Origin of the sequence: Microbulbifer sp. MKSA007, from assembly GCA_032615215.1 — a bacterium.
In the GTDB taxonomy this organism is placed as follows: domain Bacteria; phylum Pseudomonadota; class Gammaproteobacteria; order Pseudomonadales; family Cellvibrionaceae; genus Microbulbifer.
Window position 1 is genome coordinate 4,809,272 of the sequence record CP128433.1, and the last position, 16,667, is coordinate 4,825,938.

Sequence of the window (16,667 nt, forward strand, 5' to 3'; positions counted from 1 at the left end):
CCATCAGTCCCTGAGCTTTATACCGTAGAATTTAATTACAACACTTCGGGCAGTTTACTGAATTCGCTATATTCAGGTACAGATTCGGATTTCAGCCAAAATGCCATAGCTGCCATAGGCTTCATTGAGCCTTTAACCAGCAATCTATAGCGCCACAGCCACCATGCGGAGCACTGCCCACAAGAGCGATAAATAATGGCTCAAAACCAGTTTAAGCTGCTCGGTACGCGGCGTTTCCTGCCGCTGTTTGTAACCCAGATTGTTGCAGTTTTCAGTCGTAATATGTACAAAAATGGGTTAATAGTCATACTGGCATTTCGTATGGCTGAAGAGGAAGCTAACACGCTGATCAATATTGCCATTAGCCTAATGATTCTTCCCTACTTCCTCTTTTCCTCCTTGGCAGGACAAATCTCCGATAAGTTCGATAAAAGCAAGCTCATCAGAATCTACAAATTGACCGAAATAGGCATAGGTATCGTGGGAATTATTGCGATGTTTACCCAACATTATGCCCTGAGCCTGGTGGTCTTTTTTTGCTATGGCACATCCTCAACACTTTTCAGTGCGGCAAAGTTTTCCCTGATACCCCAGCAATTAAATAGAAGTGAGCTACTTGCTGGCAATGCATTGATCCAAATGGGATCCTTTATTGGTACCCTGACCGGAACAATTGTCGGCACTATATTGGTCGGATTTACCCATCCCGGCCAACACGGATTGACATTTATCGCGGTCACCTTGATATTCATGGCCTTCATTGGTTTTCTGGCAAGCTGCGCAATTCCCAAAGCCCCACCTTCATCCCCAAAACTGCACATCAATTGGAATCCGGTGGCACACGTCATGCGTGTCATGTACTTAGCTTGGCAAACACCTCCAGTGTTTTACTCAATTTTCGCTATTTCCTGGTTCTGGCTGACAATCACCGCATTCCTTGCGCAGATTCCCAACTTTACCCGCGATACTCTTGGTGGAAACGAAGATGTTATCACGTTCTTACTGAGCAGCCTCACTGTAGGCACTGCCTTGGGGTCGTTGCTGTGCAACTGGCTATCCCGAGGTCGTATCGAATCGGGTTTAGTGCCATTGGGTGCTATTGGCATCACTTGCGCTGGATTAGCGCTGGGTCTCCAATCCGATAGTTTTCAAACACTTCCCAACGCAAACCCGACTCAATTTTTTAACCATCATGGTTCCTATTGGATCCTTCTCAATATGGCGCTACTTGGTATTTTTGGCGGTATTTTTACTGTTCCTTTGTACGCAATGATCCAAGACCGATCAAGTGTAAAGATCCGCTCGCAGATTATCGCAATCAGCAATATGGTCAATGCGTTATTTATGGTGACAGCTACTCTCGTGAGTATCACTTTCCTGGATATCCTAAAGATCTCTATCCCCAAATATTTCATCATTATCGCTTTACTAAACCTGATTGTGGTCACCCTGATTTTTGCCAAGCTACCAGAGTTCATCATGCGCGGGCTGCTATTGCTACCTGCGCGAATCCTCTATCGAGTCAACCAGAAAGGACTGGATCAAATCCCCAGGGAAGGACCCGCCCTGATTATTAGTAATCACATCAGTTTTCTAGATCCAATAATATTAGCGGATACCGTCGAGCGTTATGTGCGCTTTATCGCACATCCTAAAATCTATAAATCCCGCTTACTGCGCTGTATCTTGCATATGAGCGATGCCATTCCCATAGGCTTGGATCTCGATGATCCAAATAGCCGTGAACGCACTTACAAAACCATAGTGGAGAGCCTGGAAAATGGGGAATTACTCTGTATTTTTCCCGAGGGAAAAATCAGTGAAGATGGCGAACTGCAGCCATTCCTGAAAGATCTTGAGGAGATTTTATCGCGCAAGTCTGTTCCGGTTATTCCCATTGCCTTACATCGAGCCGGCACCCAGGACGAAAACTCAACGCAGCAGTCTAAAAAGAAAAGAAAACGACGTTTATTTCCTGAAGTTCTTGTTATCGCAGGGCAACCGGTAGAGAGCATCAATACAGATTCGAAAAGCCTGCAAAAAAAATGCGAGACCTAAAGAAAAGCTAACAAGAATAGACGATTAAAAGGAGAATGCGCACCAAGCGCTTAATTATTATTAATCCAGCAAATCAATAGTTCCTTTATATTTCTTGGATCCAAGTTGCATATTTAATTAACTCATACTGTAAATAGAAAGCTACGCGCGGGCCTCCTCTATAGTATTTTCATGTGAGAAAATACTTTATAGAGTTCGACTACTTCCTATGACTCAAGTACTCTCATCAGGGTGAAACCGTTTATAAAACTCTTGGTGTGAAACATCAAATACCTACATAGGAACCTGACATCAAAACCCCACAGACTAAGGACCGTCAACGCGAATCTTTCAGGATTACTTCCCAATTTTTCTAGGCAACCCTTTTCTTTTTGCAGTTTCTTAGTCTGTTTATTTCTTTATCATCACTTTGAGACTGAGATTTCGCTGTCTTTTTCATGCTAATACTGCGGCTGGGCTTCCCAACCAACTTGCCTTCTCTACTTTCAGCTGATTAGTGAGAGCTACCATTCTAGCCTTGAAATCTGCTGTGTATTCAACAATACGTTCTTCACTCAGTATTGCACCATTTTCTCCTACCCTATTCAAAAGGCCGGCGTCTACTCACCGGAGGTAGGTTTCCCATGTCCTAGTGTTGCAAATGTGGACTATTAATCCGTTGCCGGGCGCGCGCCTGTGTCGCAGCTTTTTTGAAGATCCCGTGGGAATAGCAATCCCTGCTACACTAGGTCTTGATCACAGATCCACAGGCCTGTGGTGGCCTGTTCACTGCAATGCCAGCAGACAAAGCGGAGCTGTGTGCGCGGACTACTGTAGAGCACCTCTATCATTGATGTGACCAGCAGTAATGAGAATCCACAACCAAAGGTAAGCCTACGTAGAGATGGCCACTGGCGGCAGTTACTTACCTGCGATAACCAAGCGGAACACAGCCAAGTGTGATAATCCCGTACTAGCCTACATTACTTTATCACCCTTCATTCAGGGAATTCTTGCGCCCAAATTGACGCCGGTAAACACCTATATACAAACACAATGTGAGTTATATACAGATTAGTGAGTTAACTTTTTAAGTAATAAACGGGGTGACCAACCTCCATGAAAAAGATTGTGATCATCGGTGGCGGAGCCAGTGGCCTTTATTTGGCAACTCGGCTTGGGCACCATTTCAACTCTACTCAAACACGAGGGTTTAAACATAAGGCCCCATCTGCTCAGATCACTTTAGTCGATAAGAATCGCACCCATACCTGGAAACCCCTTATCTATCGGGTAGCCGCTGGTACATTAGACACCAGTATGGATGCTCTTGAGTACCAAGTTCACGCCAGCTCTAATGGCTATGAATTCCAACTCGGCTCACTGCAGTCCCTCGACAGGAAGCGTCAAATTTTGACCCTAGGGGCGGTACTGAATGACAAAGGCTGCGAGCTAATACCTCCGCGTGAACTAGAGTACGACTATCTAGTAATCTGCGTTGGCAGCATAAGCGATGACTCCAATATAGAAGGGGTACGCGAGCACTGTATTCCCCTCGACAGCATTGAGCAGGCACACAAATTTCACAAGCACCTGCTCGATTACTTTCTATGCCTAGAAACAAACCCCGATAAAACATTACAAATTGCCATTATCGGCGGCGGCTGTACCGGAGTGGAGCTTTCTGCTGAACTGGTGGCTGCTAGTAGACACGTTAGCCAATATGGGCGTATCCGAACCGGAGCCATTGACATTACCTTAGTCGAGGCTGAGCCCCAGCTGCTACCGGACTTACCGGCAAGATTAGGCAATAGCGCCGCGCGCGAACTATCTAAAATGGGGGTTCGTATACTTACCAACTGCCATATTAAAAATGTTAGTGCCAACAGCCTCACTACCGATGACGGCAGAGAGATTCCCGCAGCAATTCGAGCCTGGGTTACCAGGGTTAAGGCACCGGAGTTCCTCACTCAGCTGGATGGCCTCATAACCAACCAGCGCAACCAGATAGAGGTGGAAACCACCCTGCAAAGCAAAAATGACCCCCATATCTTTGCTATAGGGGATTGCGCCGGCTGCATCGACGGTAACAATCAGCGTGTACCATCACGCGCACTCGCCGCGCAACAGATGGCCAAGCTCTGCTCCACCAACCTGGTCGCCCTGATAGAAAATAAATCCCTGGGGCACTTCCATTACCGGGATCGTGGTACGCTGGTTTCCCTTAGCACGAACACTGCTGTAGGAAACTTAAGGGGTGCTTTACTAAGAAAAACCTTACCCTTGAGGGACGTATTGCCAGTTTGGCCTACCACTCCTTCTACCAAATGCACTTGGCGACAATTCATGGCTGGCCCAAGACCATATTGCTCTATTTACTTGGTCAAGCCAACCGCGCAATGAACCCCCGTCTTAAGTTGCACTGATAGGGATTAACTAAAAGCTATCGCAACGATAAAAGATGACTTTCCACCGAGGCCGCCTTAGTTCAGATTAATCTACACCGCCAGTTCAATAAAGCTAGTACCAATGCAGGGGATACTGACGCACCAGCAGCAAAGTATTATGGCAGTAGGTCTTCAAAGATCGGGGAACCGGCTTATTAGTAAATCGACCGTAAGAGCACCCGCCATAAAAAAGCTATGATCGCCTTCGGCGGCGCCAGCGGACTACACCTGGACATGCAGCTCGGGCACTATTTAAACTTTGCTCCAATCTTGGGGAAAAGGCACCTCGAAGCACAAGTCACTCTGGTTGATAAAAATCGCACCCACATTTGGTATTGTGGTCAACTCCAACCGGAAACTTCTTTAAACACATTTATTAAATTCGATGGGGGCCGTTTTCCCCAGTGTTGTATGTATTCTACGTGAGTTATAATAACCAATATAGGTTCTCACATCAGCTATAGAGCCCTCCCTTGTTGGATAGAGAGTCCCTGTTAACCACCCCTCGCTTCAAGCCGCTAAAAAAACGTTCAGTCGGTGCGTTGTCCCAACAATTTCCCTTACGGCTCATTGAACACACCATTTCATACTGCTTAATTAGCGTCTGTTGGATAGAGCCGGCCCTAGATCAAAATGATACAGAAGCCCCTTTGGTGGCGTATGCTAGTTGACAGCTAGCATCAGCGCACGGCTTACCAAAGCCACTTCCATCTAATGCTCAAGGTGCCACCCAACAATACGACGCGAGTAGAGATAAATTACTACTGACAAGTACAGCCAGCTCTGCAAAGTCCAGACGTACGTTATATCCATAGTCCAAACTTGATTTTGAGTACTCGGAGCCCCCCAACTCAAAAAGTTCTCTCCAACCGGCAGTTGGTGCTTACTGACTGTCGTCAGTGTAAATCGCTTCTTGCGCTGCACTTCCAAACCTATTTTATTTATGATCTTGCGAACTCGACGGCCCTTAACTTCAAAGCTTTGTTTGCACAACAATCTCATTAGTCGACGGATTCCTGGGCTCTGCCTTGATTCTGGAAATAAGACCTTTAACTGCTCCTATTTACTTGAATTATCCGGCAAGCATCCTGATTGGAAGCTGCCCTGCTGACTCTTAATTAAGCTGTACTTAATTTCATTTCTATCGTAAATAAAGCACTGGATTTTTTAGGATTTATTTCTCCATATGCAACTGATTTAACTCAGCTCGTTTCTCCGTTACCAACTCCACTACCGCTTTACTCCAACTCCTTTACCCAGCCTCGTAGGTTATTGGCAGCGGTTCCTACAGTCTCTGCTGCATTAGAAATTGAATATCTCTACTCAGAGACTAGAGTTTCGGCGTCTCTATTGAATTCTGGCTTAAAATGCTGACGTGCCCCTTCTGTTGTCAGATTTCGATTCGCTTAGTAGTTTTACCATCTTAGCGAGTTGCGCGGAAGAAATAGACCACTACAATTTACTTGACCTTGGGCGCGGCTACTACGTAGTTTATCGCTTAAGAGGGTTTCCATCGTTGGCGGGTAGGAGCAAACCTTATTTTCACAGGATCTATCCATGGCATCGACCTGCTTTAGTACCTAAAACTATCCAAAGTGTCTAGGTGATGACAGGCTATTCAAAATGGCTCAGGCAGAAAATCATATTCAGAATAAGCTATCTCTAATTTATTGCTTAAGGCGAGCCATATGGTACACCCACAAAAGACAAAACCTTATGATCAGTGATATAGCCATAACCATCTTTAAATATTGAAAGTGCATGCTTAGCAAGCTTACTATTGGCACTCCAAACAGAATCTTCCAAAAGATATGTCTTGAACCGAAATGAAGCACTTTGTGCAGTAGCCAAAACACATATGTGTGTTTCCACACCAACAATAAAAATTGTATCAACCCCTAAACTTAGCAATTCCTCCTCCAGGGAGGTATCAACAAAACCATTATAAACATGCTTTTCAACTACAACTACACTCTCATCTGCCAATTGCCAAACAGGCTCTATTATCTCCGCGCCCCAAGTATTTGACTTACAAGGGTAGTAACACCTACCTCTATTTTCCTCGCCCCGAAGAAAAGAATTACGATATTTATGATCTGGCTTAATAACTGTCTGCAACAGAAGAACAGGGATCCCTCTCTCTTTGGCAACCCTCATACATAAAATAACATTATTAACTACCTTTTCCAGATCATCACCCTTGCGGATAATTCGCGGACTCCAATCTCTACGTCGCGACGGGATTTTTAGTTCAATATTACTGGAACCCCGTTGCCTGCGATCGTAATAGCCTCCCGCACAACAAAAATCGTTTTGCATATCGACAACAACCAGAGCCGCGTTGGTATTTGCTGACAGATAATTTAGCACATTGTCCTCTTCCATCATCAGCCCTACTCAAATGTTAGATGTTAGGGGTACCAAAGCTGTTATAGCTGTCCCACGAAACCACAGCAGGACTATCCTATAAGTCTTAAATCGTAACACTTCGGACAGCTTTATCCAGCTATTGCCCCACAGTCACTACACCATTCGTAAACACTGAAAACTTTTCCACACATCAGATCCAGACCTAAATCGTTGAAAATTCTGTCCATGAAATGCTAGTTAAATTTATGGCGCTTCCAGCTGGCTATTTAAATAAATATTGCTTCGTCTATTGCTTCTATTTTTTTAAATTGAGGACTATCAACACTTTATTTACTCATAGATTGATAGCCTCTTTTCGTGCTGGCTGGCAGTAGATTAGACCTGTGTACTGTTTGACATCTTTGAATGAAAATTCTATTTAAAACATTGACTTGTAATAGGTAATCCATGTCATCGCATCCAGTTCTGGGCTGTCAAATACGGCAGGTAGTACGTGACTATATTTGTCGCCATTAATAAACTTTAGCATCACAACACGAATAGCTCTTTTCAACAAACTGACATAGACAGTCTTTGTGTAAACCTCAGCAGTATCATTAAGAGCGCCAACATGTTTAAAACGATTGAAATCGGCAACAAAGTCAACCGCTCCATCGTATCTTCTGGGGCGTTCTGTGCCTCTGTAAACACTTTCATACAGCCACCGCAAGTTCGCGTCAGATCGCTACCTGACAACGATATGTAACCTTGCCGGAATGATGGCCGAAACAGATTTCACCTTGGTGTAGGAAATATCTGCAGGAAGATAATTAATATCTAGATCAAGGGATTTAGTGCAAGTTAGAAAGCATGGTGAGTATATAACTCATTTCGGGATCAGCCATCTTCGTCTAGGGTCTGCTGGACATCCATGGTATCAGCAATATTCGACTTCAGATCAGTGACGCTAATCATAGATATTTCAAGGCCACGGTGTGAGGTTCCAAAAATATCATTGTAATACCACCCCAATTCCTCAGTCGTTTTTTCTGATTTACAGTTAAAACCGGCACCTATATCCATCACACATTCAAGGTTGTTTAGGAAAATGTGCATGAAAATCCTGCATTGAGCTTAACGAAGTAAAAGTTACGACAAAGCTGTCAACGATTGAGCTTCTCATTGGCTAAACTGCATCGTTCCATGTTCAGAAACTTCACTTTTCCTGGAAGACCATCAGCACAGGAAACAGCATGAACATGTAATTTATTTTAGTTTTTTGACTTGAAACGCGAACAAAAAATCTTTCACTATATCTTCCATGAACAGGTATTAAACCAAATAGGTCCAGGAACTTTATTTTCTCAATTTCTGCCTATGGTTCCCTCCCATTTTATTTTTTAAAACTGTCCAAAGTATTGTGATTAGCAGCATCTACCAAAACCTGCAAAACGAGGAGTATAGACCTCATATCAGACAAGGTGGGCATTAAAAATAGCTTCAGTGATATTTTTTGAATTTATGGGCTATTTGTAGTCAACCTCTATAAAGTACACAGTCCCGTTTCAATATTATTGATTCTACCGTTTTATATTCAGTGAAATTGGTATTTAAATGACAAGAAGTCGACCTATTCAGTCACATCCTTTAAAAGTAGGCACATTGCGCAAGAGACCACATGAACGCAGATCCCAATTGAGAGCCGACAGGGATCTTTTCACAGTATAACTCTAGTGTGATATCTTCCTTACGGCCCAGCAGGAAATAAAATTTTCCTAAATGCTCCCCTCCGACTCCACTACCAAAATGCGGGCCTCTCCGATAGGGTGTGCAACATGCTCGGTTCCTTCAGAGGCATAAAATATATCACCAGATTTCAACAGGGTGGAATCTGTCCTCCCCCCAGTTTTAAAAAACATCTCCACGCAGCCATCGAGTACAGCAAAAACCTCTTTTCCATCGTTGACATGCCAAACATAAGGCTTATCACTCCAATGCAACCTGATGGTAATTCCATTCATATTGGCGATTAATTTAGATGCCCAGGGCTTTTCACCTGTAAAATCCCTACTTCGAAAAATATCCACAGCTTCAACTCTAATTATATATTTCGATTTATGATTCAAGAATAACTATTATTCTCTGTCAGCCTCCACTGGCACCTGTGAATTTTCACTGACAGCTTCATCACAGGTCTCACCGCTAAATTCATCCACTCGCCTTACGCCAAAAGTTACCGTCGGCGGTATTCCCATTCCCAGGTCAATATCGGCAACCCGGTAATTACAACCCTTGGCTTTCAAAATAGCATTGACCTTTTCCTGCTTTTCAACGGCCTTAATCACAGTATTTGCTAGGACTTCATCGCTGCTGAATGCAGTTACTGACTCGTTGACTTTTTCACCAAGCTCCTTAGCTTTTTCAAAAATTCCCATAATGCTTCCTCTCTCCCCTAATTATTGAACGGAGAAATCATAGGTGAAATATCAAAGAGAGGAAACTGGATAGTATCACTCCATACGGTAACTCACCCCTACCCAAATGCTTAACATACCTTTGTTCCAAATTGGCCCGCCATCATCGACTTCTTGCCCTCTAATTCAGAAGCCTTGGTCACGCTCTCCCGGTTCAAAGACTGCCAAGCTGCCTGACTAACCATCCACATGAGTGAAATATCAGTCAAAAACCTGCCCTGTCTTGCCCCCCCAGATTGATGTGTCACTATCATTTTTTTGAGGTTTGGTAACGATAAATGAGTGGGCGCAAGCAGTTCGATGAGTCACAAGTACTAGACAAGGCCATGCGCATTTTCTGGGAAAAAGGCTACAAAGCAACTTCCTTGTCGGATCTTGAATCGGCCATGGGACTGAATAAATCCAGTATCTACAACACCTTCCAAAGCAAGGAAGGGTTGTATGGCCGCTGTCTGGAACATTTCCACACCCAATACGCCTGCGATGCTATGGATACCTTGAATCACCCGGACTTCCGCACAGCCATGGGCGGCTTCCTGGAAATGCTTCAGTCTGGTATGGAGAGCTCTGAAACTCCTGAAGGCTGTATCGCTACTATGGCAGCAATGGAGGTGGGTGCCAGTGAAGGATTTCTCGCTGATCTGGTAGCAAAGGGTACCAATGATATGCTGAACCGGATCGAAACCCGTATGCAGAAGGCTATTGACGATGGCCAATTGCAAGCCGGTGTCGATTGTGCCGCCCTCGCCGCGATGGTTATGGCGGTAAGCCGAGGCGTAGTGGCCCTGAATAAAGGCACGGGCAGTACCACAGCAGGCAAAAACAGTTACCAACAGCTATCCACAATTCTGGACCAGTATACACTTCCCTAAAAAAGCCCACCCCAAAACTTCTTGCCTCTTTGGGGTGGGAATGGGGGTATTCCTGTGAGAATTAACTTTTAAAAATAGCGACGTAATTCCAACTGAAAATAGTCGTCGTTGCGCAAATTGTAGGTAGGGTCTTCTTCATCGGCATTACCGAAAAAACGCGCCTCAGCTTCCATTAACCAGCGGTCATTTAGTCGGTGGGTCAGTTCCAGATTGGAAAAACGACTACCGTTATCCAAATCGGTACTTACGGCAAATAAAAGCTCCGTATCCTGTGTATTATTTAGGGCGTATCGCGCACCTATTGCAATGTCATTTTGACTGGCCGTAGACCAAGGTCCGGTACGATCATCAAATTGATACTCCATTAATACTCCAAGATCTGAGATCGTTTCGCCAATACCATAAAATGTATATTCGAAACCGCCGACAGCCACTGTCTGGCGATCTTCACCGCGAGGTTTAAATGAAATAGCTTCAAACTTCCACAACCAATCTCCACGGGTAGTTTGGATGTCCACACCCGTCTGATCGATCTGTGCATAGTAAGGCGCAAGCAAGCCATCTTCCGTAAGCAATAATAATGGATCCCGATTAGTGCCGGAAAAATGGCTGAGGCCCAGGTCCCAATCCCCAAGTACATGGCTGTAACGCAAGGCCCAATCTATATGCTTCTCCTCCCGGTCAGATTGATAGACCGCAGCATCCTCATCCACCGGCAGCGGAGCACGCAATCGCCCTTCCCGGCCAGCAAACTGACGCTCGCGAAAGCCCAGTAAACCGTACACCTCCAGTGTTCCCCAATCACGCTCCATCAGGAGGTTAATCATGGGTTGGCCAAGCTTGTCTTCACCATCGATATTTTCCAGCGCATCATCCTGGTTAATCACATCCACCAAATGCACGGTTTCAGTAACTCCCCAAAATACTTTGCGCACCCCGGCATAAAGCTCGAAACTATCGTAAGCTTTCCACCAGTAAAGCTCGCCGAGATCCGCGTGATTGCGATCGCTATCCTCACTGTCCCAGCGCCCAAAGACACTGGCCACAACACGCTGGTTTCCATCGTCAAAATCTCGGTAGTACTCGAGATTTAAAGACGCAGAAAGACCGGCATCACTTTGTGCTGAATCCAAAGGGTCTGCGGTGAATGCCCGGGCCTCCAGGCCCGCATAACCGCTCAACTCATTTGCTCCAGCCATATGACTCAACGCCGCCAATAGTGGCAACAAAGTGAGTATTTTTCGGTTAACCATGGGCGCAATCCCTATTTCGCCCTGGAGAGACTATTTTTGGTGAAGTCGCGATCGGTAAAACCATTGCCAAATATCCAGTCGCCGTACAACAACTCTGTGGATTTACCAGTCTGGTGATTAACCATTTCCATTTTATTGGCTCGCCAGTATTGATCGCCGTACTGGTTGTAGTCGGAAATCGTGAGGGTCTTCATCAGGTCCCCTTTTCGGTCATAATAGTCGGTTCTCCATGCGCGGTACTCCTCTGTATCAACCCAAAGGTGTTGAATGGAATAACCGGATTTAGGATCGACCGGGTCCAACTCCAGAACAAAGTGATCGCGGCCATCGAAAGACTCGTTGCGCAAATATTTATAGGTGTATTTCTCCACCTCCTGTGAGGCGATATCTTCATAGGAGAATTCACTACCCATAAATGGTCCAGACTTGTTACTGGAGGAAATACGCTTTACTCGCTTTAAAGCAGGCAAATAGAGCCACTGGTCATCGGAGCCCACTTTATGAGTAAAGGACAAAAATGCTGTGCCCTTTACATCCCGAGGGTTGTCAAAAATCACCAGGGATTTATCTCCGTCATTTTCCTGCTCCAGAGTTTTGGTGCGCATAGCCCGCACACTCTCCTCACCATATTTATTGCGCAGGGTCATTGTAAGGCTGTTGCTGAGATCGCCGAATCCCAAGTCGCGGCGGTCCGCCTCCTTGGCAATTTCCAGACCTTTTTCTGCGGCCAGATCCAGTTCACTGGCAGAAACAGATAAAGCTGCCAGAGCCAGGGCACCTGCTAGGGCCCGTGTCAAAAACGGTCTATTAGAGCGGCTGGGTTGCATAGTTTTGCTCCTTATTTTCAATAGGGGTAATAGCGGGGTCGTATGCCTTGGCATCAAGCTTCATCAAGAGAATCGGAAGAAGTAGGAAATCCGCCAGCAAGGCCATCAAAATGCAAATTGCGGTCAGAAGTGCCATGGAGGAATTCATACCGAAGGAGGACTGGGCCAACACCATAAATCCGGCAATCAGAATGACTGAGGTCACAACTATCGCTACCCCCACTGAAGAGAAGGCGTAACGCAGTCCGTCCTCCACGTTGTAGCCTGCACGGCGCTGGCGCAGGTATTTACTGAGGAAGTGCACTGTGTCATCTACCACAATACCCAGTGCCATACCGGTCACCATAGTGACAGCCACATTGACTTCAGCTACCAGTGCACCCCAGAGGCCAAATGCCAGGCCGGCCGGCAACAAGTTGGGAATTAAGCTTAAGAAACCGAGTTTGACACTGCGCAGGGCAATACCAATCAGTGCAGAAATTAACACCAGCGCAACCAGAGTGCCCACCAACATGCCCTCCATATTGCGCTCGGCAATATTGGCAAACATGATCGCCGGACCTACACCATAGGCAGTTACACCAATGTTTTTCTCCAGCCAATTACTGCCGGCATCAGCTACCGCTTTGAGTTCTTTCGACTTGAGATTATCGAGAGTTACAATAATCTGCGTTGACGACTTAGCCACATTCAGCTGATTATTTAAATCCAAGCCATAGGGGAGAGACAGCTCGTACAGTAATAAATACTGGGCTGCCAATTCCTGCTCTTCAGGCAACCTGTAGTAGGCCGGATCATCAGCATGCAGATTTTTGTTCAAGCGCTTGAAAGTATCGCCAATGGTATTGACATGGCGCACCCCAGGCTGGGCCTGCATCCACTCAGTGAAACGCTCCAGATTGGCAAGAAACTCCGGATTGCTAACACCATTGTTGTCACCGGATTCGATCGAGTAAATCAGCTGGTAAATACCAGAGAGGTTGTCATTGATATAATCTGAATCGGTTCGAAACTCCACAGATTCATCAAAGTAACCAACAAAGTCATCATTAATCTCATTGTTTGGAATCATTGCCAATAATCCCAACGAGACAATGACTCCCGCCAGTAATATCGGGCGCTGGCGGCGAATCACAAAATCTCCCAGAGTATCCATGGAGCGTCCAATTTTGGATTCACTGGCGCGACTCTTGGCTGGCAGTATCGCCATCAATGCAGGCAGTAAGGTAACCGATAAGAAGAAAGCCACCATCACACCCATCGCGGTAATATTACCCAGATCGTGGAAGGGAGGCGCATCGGAAAAGTTCATCGACAAAAAGCCAATGGCGGTAGTGATCGAAGTTAAGAACACAGGCCCCATGTTGAGCTGCAAGCTCTCTTTAATTGCATCGTGCTTGCTGAGTCCACGGCGCATTGCAGCAAATAGACTCACCAATATATGTATCGAGTCCGCCACTGCGAGAGTCATAATAATGGTGGGCGCAGAAGCGGAGGGCGGTGTCAATTTAACACCTATAAAACCGGCCAAACCCATGCCTGCGGCCATGGAGAAGACGATAACCAACAGCGCTGCAAAAGTCGCACTGAAGCTCCGCACCAATAAAAATACAACTGCAATAATCACAAGGTACATGAGCGGAACTAAGGTGCTCATATCTGACTGAGAGGCTTCAAAAAATGCATTACTCAGTAAAATAATACCGGTCGCATAGACCTCTACATCGTATTTTGCCTCAATCTCTTCCATCAATGCCTGTGCAGCTTCAGCCGCTTCAGGGGTTTCATGCATGGATTTTTGTGGAAGCTGGAAGGTGATATTTATCCCTGTAACGGAACCATCACTATTTACCAGGCGCTCCTTCAAGGTGGGATCTGCCAGCGCTACAGCCTTGATAGAGGCCAGGGTTTCGGCATCTAAATTGCTGGCATTTTCCACCAAGTCCTGTACCAGGAGGTCATCTTCCTCGGCAATGGTGTGCTGGAAGTTGGTGATTGAATCCACCCGCAGCGCATAGGGTAACAACCAGGATTTCTCGGTCATCTCCTCTACGGCTGCTAGGGCATCATTGGAAAAGGCATTGCCATCTTTTGGCACTACCGCAAACAGAATATTGTCATTCTTAGTGTAAGTGCGCTGGATTTGCTCATAAGCTTGTAGTTGAGGATTAGCTTCACTAAAGAATGCCCGGTAATCATTGTTGAAACCCAGGAATCTTGCTCCACTTACCGCAAAGAAGGCTAACAGTAGTGCGCCAATGGCTACTAGCCATCGATATCGAATAAGCCAATCCGCATAACGGCTGACCCAATTCGAAGGTAATTGGGGGGATGACATTAAATCAGCTCCTTCAAACAACTTGATGAAAAAATAATTAATCAACAACCTAAGCAAATGGATATTTACTTACGGCCACAGAATCCCGTAATAGCCAATATAAGATCAGCTACAAATTTAATAAAAAGGTACACTAATGCCATCAGCCAAACCGTAAATGTGGCCGAGACATCAATAAAGAGTTATCGCTTTAGGCGATATAAGAACCACATCTTTGTAATTAATGGTAGCCAATAATCAGGCAAAGCTTAACTTTCCCCAACACAGGGGCGACCACGAGAGAGCCACCGAGTTAAGAGAATACCTAATTTACAGTGTCGTAAATCTAACAATAAATATAATAATTATTTATATATGCCTGAGACATACAGATATATTAGTAACCTGCCTATTATTATCACTATAAATTAACCCGTTAATTATCCTCTAAGAAATAATTAGAGGGCTCGACAAGTTAATCATCTCTAATTATTTCCAACCTATGACCAATCAGTATAACTTTCTGTGCCACTCAGTCTCGTGAAAACCTTGAGAGCCTCCTGCAACCCTCATTGTTCTGTGGTTATAGCTCTTTCCACAACCTATGCAGAACATCTTGAACCGTTCGGTTCATCATGTCAACAGCGGAAACTGAAAATATATAAAGGCAAGCCAGCTCGAGGGAGTCGGTTACGCAAAATCTGGGGTAGAATCGGCCGACGATAATGAGAATGAAGGAATTGTGCTGTGAAAAAACTGCTCCTGCCCATCGCAATCGGTGCATCGCTGCTAGCTACCCATGCTTCTGCAAGCGACCCTAAGCCTCAGCAATTGCTGGAAAACACTGAGTCCAAAGTGATTGAGTGGCGCCGCCACCTGCATCAGAACCCAGAACTGGGCAATCGCGAATTTGAAACAGCCAAATATATTGAAAAACACTTACGTGCACTGGGCCTTGAAGTTGAAACAGGTATCGCCCATACCGGCCTTGTGGGCTTTTTGAGAGGCGGCAAACCGGGACCAACTGTGGCCTTGCGCGCGGACATGGACGCTCTGCCAGTCACCGAGAGAACCGATGTGCCCTTCGCTTCCAAAGCGAGAACCACTTACCAAGGTAAAGATGTTGGCGTTATGCATGCCTGTGGCCACGATACCCATGTGGCCATGCTGATGGGCACTGCCGAGGTCCTGGCAGGCCTTCGCGATGAGCTGGCTGGAAACGTCTTGTTTATATTCCAGCCCGCAGAAGAAGGCGCACCGGACAATGAAGAAGGTGGCGCGGAGTTGATGCTCAAAGAAGGGATCTTCAAGAAGTACAAGCCGGACGTGGCCTTTGGCCAGCATGTCACTTCCTCGCTACCCACCGGCGTCATCGGCTATCGCTCGGGCCCGCTTATGGCCGCTGCCGATGAATTCCGTATTACCATCAATGGCCGCCAAACCCATGGCTCACGCCCCTGGGGTGGAGTGGACCCTATTGTCGCCGCCGCACAAGTCGTAATGGGCACCCAAGCCATTGTCAGCCGCCAGATCGACATCACCAAAGAGCCCGCAGTCGTTTCTTTCGGACGTATTGACGGTGGTGTCCGCAACAATATCATTCCCGATAGTGTCTATCTGAATGGCACCATCCGTAATTTTGATATGGATAACCGTGCAGAAATTTTCAAACGCTTAAAAACCACTGCGGAGTTAATTGCTGAAAGCTCCGGTGCAAGCGCAGATGTGGAGATTCTGGAAGGCTATCCGGTAACGATAAATAATGCAGAGCTGACAGAAATGGCACTGCCTATTCTGAGATCTGCTGTCGGCGACAAGAATGTTGTAGAAGTACCCAAAATCACGGGGGCAGAAGATTTCTCCTACTACGCCAATGAGGTCCCTGGCTTTTTCTACTTCCTAGGGGTAACTCCTAGAGATCAGGATGCCAGCCAAGCTCCAAGCAATCACTCACCCCTTTTCTATGTGGATGAGGATGCTTTGCGCAAGGGCACTGAAGCGCTGACTCTGTTAACTCTGGATTATATGGCGAACTATAAAAAACAGTAATTGTAAAAAGAGCCTCATTTTGAGGCTCTTTTTTAGATGCTT

Annotated in this window: 11 protein-coding genes; 4 read left to right on the forward strand and 7 right to left on the reverse strand. The window is 45.8% G+C overall.

All coding sequences use genetic code 11. The features are described from left to right. Nucleotides 1-195: 195 nt before the first annotated feature. Nucleotides 196-2,058 (forward strand): MFS transporter, encoded by a 1,863-nt coding sequence (locus QT397_24305; protein WNZ55930.1) that lies wholly within the window; start codon nt 196-198, stop codon nt 2,056-2,058. A 1,098-nt stretch (nt 2,059-3,156) separates the two neighbouring features. Further along, nucleotides 3,157-4,440 carry an NAD(P)/FAD-dependent oxidoreductase gene (locus QT397_24310; protein WNZ55931.1) on the forward strand — a complete coding sequence of 428 codons (1,284 nt, stop codon included), beginning with the start codon at nt 3,157-3,159 and terminating at the stop codon, nt 4,438-4,440. Between the two features lie 1,718 nt (nt 4,441-6,158). Here the strand turns inward: QT397_24310 and QT397_24315 are convergent. From QT397_24315 to QT397_24330, 4 genes are all read right to left on the reverse strand, one after another. Then, nucleotides 6,159-6,872 carry an isochorismatase family cysteine hydrolase gene (locus tag QT397_24315; GenBank protein WNZ55932.1) on the reverse strand — a complete coding sequence of 238 codons (714 nt, stop codon included), beginning with the start codon at nt 6,870-6,872 and terminating at the stop codon, nt 6,159-6,161. A gap of 858 nt (nt 6,873-7,730) precedes the next feature. Next, on the reverse strand, nt 7,731-7,949 hold the full coding sequence (locus QT397_24320) for a hypothetical protein (GenBank protein WNZ55933.1): 219 nt from the start codon (nt 7,947-7,949) through the stop codon (nt 7,731-7,733). A 659-nt stretch (nt 7,950-8,608) separates the two neighbouring features. Then, nucleotides 8,609-8,920 carry a cupin gene (locus tag QT397_24325; GenBank protein WNZ55934.1) on the reverse strand — a complete coding sequence of 104 codons (312 nt, stop codon included), beginning with the start codon at nt 8,918-8,920 and terminating at the stop codon, nt 8,609-8,611. 48 nt (nt 8,921-8,968) lie between these two features. Continuing rightward, the gene (locus QT397_24330; protein WNZ55935.1) at nt 8,969-9,268 is read right to left on the reverse strand and encodes a hypothetical protein; all 300 of its coding nucleotides are present in this window, start codon (nt 9,266-9,268) and stop codon (nt 8,969-8,971) included. Nucleotides 9,269-9,585: 317 nt separating this feature from the next. On the opposite strand from QT397_24330, the gene QT397_24335 reads away from it, so the two are divergent. Continuing rightward, entirely contained in the window at nt 9,586-10,179 is a 594-nt protein-coding gene (locus tag QT397_24335) for a TetR/AcrR family transcriptional regulator (GenBank protein WNZ55936.1), read from the forward strand. A 68-nt stretch (nt 10,180-10,247) separates the two neighbouring features. On the opposite strand, the gene QT397_24340 is transcribed toward QT397_24335, so the two are convergent. From QT397_24340 to QT397_24350, 3 genes are read right to left on the reverse strand one after another with little or no spacing between them, the layout of a single operon-like run. Further along, nucleotides 10,248-11,432, reverse strand: coding sequence for a hypothetical protein (locus QT397_24340; protein ID WNZ55937.1), 1,185 nt, complete (start codon nt 11,430-11,432; stop codon nt 10,248-10,250). A gap of 11 nt (nt 11,433-11,443) precedes the next feature. Next, nucleotides 11,444-12,259 (reverse strand): outer membrane lipoprotein-sorting protein, encoded by an 816-nt coding sequence (locus tag QT397_24345; GenBank protein WNZ55938.1) that lies wholly within the window; start codon nt 12,257-12,259, stop codon nt 11,444-11,446. Further along, nucleotides 12,240-14,597 (reverse strand): MMPL family transporter, encoded by a 2,358-nt coding sequence (locus tag QT397_24350; protein WNZ55939.1) that lies wholly within the window; start codon nt 14,595-14,597, stop codon nt 12,240-12,242. The genes QT397_24345 and QT397_24350 overlap by 20 nt, the downstream gene beginning before the upstream one ends. Before the next feature lie 726 nt (nt 14,598-15,323). Between QT397_24350 and QT397_24355 the strand changes: the two genes are divergently transcribed. Continuing rightward, nucleotides 15,324-16,625, forward strand: a complete 1,302-nt coding sequence (locus tag QT397_24355; protein ID WNZ55940.1) for a M20 family metallopeptidase — start codon at nt 15,324-15,326, stop codon at nt 16,623-16,625. Nucleotides 16,626-16,667: the final 42 nt, after the last annotated feature.